This window comes from Streptomyces sp. NPDC055254, from assembly GCF_053606025.1.
This window is the reverse complement of the sequence record NZ_JBSGQV010000082.1, coordinates 1-4531: the sequence shown is the minus strand read 5'-3', so window position 1 is coordinate 4531 and position 4531 is coordinate 1. Positions and strand designations below refer to the sequence as shown.

4 protein-coding genes and 1 pseudogene are annotated in these 4531 nt (G+C 63.2%); 4 read left to right on the top strand and 1 reads right to left on the bottom strand.

The window, feature by feature from the left end:
- Positions 1-272 precede the first annotated feature (272 nt).
- The 4 genes from ACWFQ8_RS33285 to ACWFQ8_RS33270 all read left to right on the top strand — a co-directional run bounded on the left by ACWFQ8_RS33285 (position 273) and on the right by ACWFQ8_RS33270 (position 4347).
- Positions 273-1757: an AAA family ATPase gene (locus ACWFQ8_RS33285; RefSeq protein ID WP_453790005.1), complete on the top strand. Its 1485-nt coding sequence runs from the start codon at positions 273-275 to the stop codon at positions 1755-1757.
- Between the two features lie 47 nt (positions 1758-1804).
- A complete protein-coding gene (locus ACWFQ8_RS33280; protein ID WP_453790004.1) occupies positions 1805-2659 on the top strand; it encodes an HNH endonuclease signature motif containing protein in 855 nt (284 codons plus the stop codon).
- Positions 2660-2801: 142 nt separating this feature from the next.
- Complete coding sequence (locus ACWFQ8_RS33275; protein WP_453790003.1) at positions 2802-3677, top strand: IS5 family transposase; 876 nt, start codon at positions 2802-2804, stop codon at positions 3675-3677.
- A gap of 49 nt (positions 3678-3726) precedes the next feature.
- Positions 3727-4347: a hypothetical protein gene (locus ACWFQ8_RS33270; RefSeq protein WP_453790002.1), complete on the top strand. Its 621-nt coding sequence runs from the start codon at positions 3727-3729 to the stop codon at positions 4345-4347.
- Positions 4348-4404: 57 nt separating this feature from the next.
- Here ACWFQ8_RS33270 and ACWFQ8_RS33265 read toward each other — a convergent pair.
- A pseudogene (locus ACWFQ8_RS33265) lies at positions 4405-4531 on the bottom strand (IS5/IS1182 family transposase); the annotation flags it as partial.

Below are 4531 nucleotides of genomic sequence, written 5' to 3'. Positions count from 1 at the left end.
TCAGGCACGAGATCAGCAGACACACCCCAGATCCTGCCGACAGCACACCCAACTGCCAAGCCCCTCAACGAATCTCATTCTGAAACGATCAGTAAGACCGTGTCCCGTGTGGTGATGCAAAGAAGCCATCTGCTGTGAGAAACCACTTCGGAAACTGACAACATAGGACACGCTCTGCCAGGTCAGGGCTTGTTACCGCCTTCTGGCTCCCCGTCCGTTTGAGGGTCAACGTGAGCGGCGGAGGGCTTGCGCGTTTTCGGTACTGTGAGGCGGTGTACTTCACCACGGTTCGGCCACGAGCGTCTCTGAGCCCCGGCATAGCGCGGCTTGACGATGACAACTGGGACGATTACGGGTTCAGGACGCTCTTCGACTTGCATTGCCACAACGGCAGTCACACTGTCAACGTCGGAGGCCTGAAGGTGGGCTTCTTCAGCATGGAGCGCGGCCGAACAGCCCTTCCCCAGCACTTCGAAGCCCTGGATCCGGCGTTCTTCTCCCTCGGCGTTGACGAGAGCTTCTACGCCACGCTTCGTGACGAGTTCGATGATGAGACGCGCGAGGCGATCCTCGCCGGCCTCCGTGACGTCGCCTATGACCCCGAGCTCTTCGAACGCGCCCTCGACGAACCGGTCATGGAGCACTCGCTGTTGCGCGGGACCGACGCCGAGACGGTCCGTACGCAGTACCGCAGGATCGCCAACGGCGGACCCACACTGTCGCGATTCCACGTCCGCTACCAGCAAGAAACGTCGTCCGAGAGCGCTCCGCAACTCATCCTCGACCTGACGGCAGACCCGGACAAGAATCCTCCGACCAACATCCATGCGGTGATCGGCAGCAACGGCGTAGGTAAGACGCGCCTGCTGCACAACATTGCCCAGACGACACTGACTCCCCGCACCATGCGGCGCCGGGGCTCGCTGGAGGACAGACTCGACCACCGAGCGCATCCCTTTGCCAACGTCGTGTACGTGTCGTTCAGTGCCTTCGACTCGCATGGCCCGCACCAAGTCAGCAGGCGTGACCCAGTCGCGTACCAGTACGTCGGCCTCAAAAAGGACGACGGTGCGGAAGCCAAGAACTACGCGATCTTGGGGTCCGAGTTCGCAGCGTGCGTAGAGAGGTGCGTGGAGGATCAAACAGCCAAGGCGCGCCGCTGGGCCAACGTCCTGACCCAGCTCGAAGAGACAGATCCCCTCTTCCACGACCTGCAGATCACGAAACTAGCGCAGGCCCACGACCGGCCTGATTCCCAGAGCGTCTTCGAAGGGCTGAGCTCGGGACACAAGATCGTCCTGCTGACACTGGCCAAGCTGGTCCAGCACACCACGGAACGCACCCTGGTCCTGATCGACGAACCAGAAGGCCACCTCCACCCGCCACTACTGTCGACGCTCGTACGAACGCTGTCAGAGCTGCTGAGGGATCGAAACGGCCTCGCCGTCATTGCCACGCATTCGCCTGTGGTGCTCCAGGAGACCCCCCGTGAAGCAGTCTGGGCACTGCGCAGGGTCGGCGATGATCTGCGTGTCGACCACCCCGAAATCGAGACCTTCGGCGAGAACGTCGGCGTCATCACCCGCGAGATCTTCGGGCTGGAGGTGCGCGGCACAGGGTTCAACCGGCTGATCCAGTCGCTCGCCGAGAAAGACATGTCGTTCGAGGCCATCATCGAGGAGTTCGGTGGCCAGATCGGTGCCGAGGGGCGAGCACTGGCCCGCTCCGCTACTCGTCGCCGCGAGGGCAGGAGCTGATGCGGCGGCTCAGCCCCCCTGAGATTGAAACGCGGGAGGCGTTCCGTATGTGCATCAGCGGGCAAATCTCCATACGGAATTTCACCCTGCTCAACAGCTACGAGCTACCGGTCGCGGTAGCCGCCGGCGTGTATGAACGCGCTTGCCGCAGCTTGACCTTGCATCACCTAAATCCTGCGGATTTTTCTCCCGACCCGTCAAAGGATGGCCATAAAGATGCCCTGATCGCCATGTATGACCAGCGGATGCAGATAGGTAGACCTGGCCGCCCTGTGTACGAGGAGGCCCGCAACCGCAAAGGTAAGTGTCCTATCTGCGGTGTGGGGCGCGTGCGCCAGGTTGACCACCACCTGCCCAAGTCGATCTACCCGTACCTTGCAACCGTACCGATCAACCTGCTTCCCATCTGCGGCGACTGCAACCGCGAAAAGCTGGATAAGGCGCCGACTTGCTACGCCGAACAGGCTCTCCACCCATACTTCGATGACATTGACTCTGATAGATGGTTGAGAGCTAGACTTCTCACCATCAACGGCGACGGGAAACCGTACGAGGCAAAGCCCTCAGAGAGACCGGCGAGCTGGAGGATCGAGTTCTACGTCGATCCACCTTCATCGTGGGATATACAGAACGCCGAGCGAGTTAAGCACCACTTTTCTGAGACATACAAACTGGGGGATATTTACGAGGACCAGGCCGCCGATGACCTACCGGGCCTAGAGCATGCATTTGAAGAGGTCTTCGAATTGGGGGGAGCTTCAGATGTTAGTACTTATCTGGAAGGGCTCGCGCGTACACGTGCCCATCCAAACAAGAATTCCTGGATGGTGGCGCTTTATGAAGCACTCGCGGACCACGTCTGGTTCTGCAGCGGCGGATTTCGCCAGGTAGCGGCAGGCTAAGGGGGAGGGCGACATCCTCGGCCTGAACCTGTGGGACGCCGACATCCCGGCGCTCGCCCAGCGGGCTGGCCTCACCGCAGACGAGTTCCGCCGCTAGGCCGTGTGTCGAAAATGGATCTTGAGCGGTGAATGATCATCGTTCATGGGGCGGGGAGATCTTACGGACGAGCAGTGGGCGGTGTTGGAGCCGTTGTTGCCGAAGGGGGCAAAGGCAGGGCGGCCGCCCGTCTGGCCTCGGCGGCAGTTGATCGACGGCATACGGTTCCGGGTCCGGACCGGTGTTCCGTGGCGGGACGTGCCCGCGGAGTACGGACCGTGGGGCCGGATCTACGATCTGTTCCGCCGGTGGCAGCGAGATGGCACTTGGCACCGGGTCCTTACCCGGCTCCAGTCCCTGGCCGACGTAAAGGGCGCGATCGTGTGGGACCTAAGCGTCGACTCCACGGTGTGCCGCGCCCATCAGCATGCGGCCGGAGCCCGAAAGCGGGGTGACCTGCAGGAGGAACCGCCGGGTGGAGTGGTCACCGAGCCGGGTGACCACGGGCTGGGACGCTCGCGCGGCGGGTTCACCACCAAGCTGCACCTGGCCGTGGAGCAAGGCCAAAAGCCCATGTCGATCGTGGTGACGGCGGGGCAGCGCGGGGACTCGCCGCAGTTCGAACCGGTGCTGGCAAAGATCCGCGTACCCCGCATCGGGCCGGGCCGGCCGCGGGTCCGCCCCAACCGCGTTCGGGCCGACAAGGCGTACGCCTCCCGCAAGAACCGCGCCTACCTGCGCCGCCGGGGAATCCGCTGCACCATCCCGAACAAGGTCGACCAAGCGCGCAACCGCAGGAGACTCGGCTCCCACGGCGGCCGGCCACCGCATTTCGACCTGGCCGACTACCGCGAGCGCCACGCGGTCGAGTGCGGCATCAACCGCCTCAAGAGGCACCGCGCCGTCGCCACGCGGTACGACAAGCTCGCGGTCCGCTACGAGGCGACCGTGCTTGTCGCGGCTATCAACGAGTGGCTGTGACCCACACCCGTCGAGCCTAGCCTCTGCCCCGCCTTCCCCCTTAGGCTGCGTGATCCACATCGTTCGGGGGATCATGAACTTCACTCGATATCGCAAACCGTTGGCCTTCCTGCTGCTGGCAGTGGCAGCCATCTTCGGCGTCGCGGCCGTAGTCGGATTCGAGGCGGGAGGTGAGGGCGAGCTGATCCTGCTGCTCCGCCTCCGTGAGTACGTACTTCTGCTGGGATTTCTCGCGCTGGCCGCGCTCATCGGGGCGGTTCTCCTGGGACTGGCCGAGTCTTCGCTGCGTATGCCCCTACTCATCGCGCTGCTCGTCATCGGTGTCCCCACGCTGCTCGTCGGGGGCTTTGTCTCCACGGCGTTCGGTGGGTCGGACGAGGCATTGAAGACTGAAGCGGCCCCCGGCCGTGTCGACCGCCGACTGGTCGTGGTGTCACGAAGCACCTTTTCCATCGACCCGGTCTGGTGCGTCTACGTCGATCAGGGGGACCCGCCGCTAGAACGCCGGTGGAGTGTCGGCTGCTTCAACGGCGACTCCGAAGAAAATGCACTTGCCGACACGGTGTGGACGGCTCCCGACCGGATTCGCATGACCACCGAGGGAGGTGCGGTCCACGAAGTGACCATCGCCCTACGCGGTCGGCCCGACCGAGTTGTCTCCGTCGGCTAGCGGCCTGAGCCGGAACGGTCACCAGAGCACTTCTGATACACGCCCTAGGCAGTGTCGTCAAAGGGGTTTGAGCCAGAGAAACAGGGACGCGATGGTGACGGCTGCCTGGTGGGACTCGCGGGTTTTGTCGTAGCGAGTGGCGATCGCGCGGTACTGCTTGAGGCGATTGAAGCAGCGTTCGACG

Bases quoted from the DNA above. Each gene is read 5' to 3' on its own strand.
- ACWFQ8_RS33280 (WP_453790004.1), top strand. From the start codon at position 1,805: ATGTGCATCAGCGGGCAAATCTCCATACGGAATTTCACCCTGCTCAAC.
- ACWFQ8_RS33275 (WP_453790003.1), top strand. From the start codon at position 2,802: ATGGGGCGGGGAGATCTTACGGACGAGCAGTGGGCGGTGTTGGAGCCG.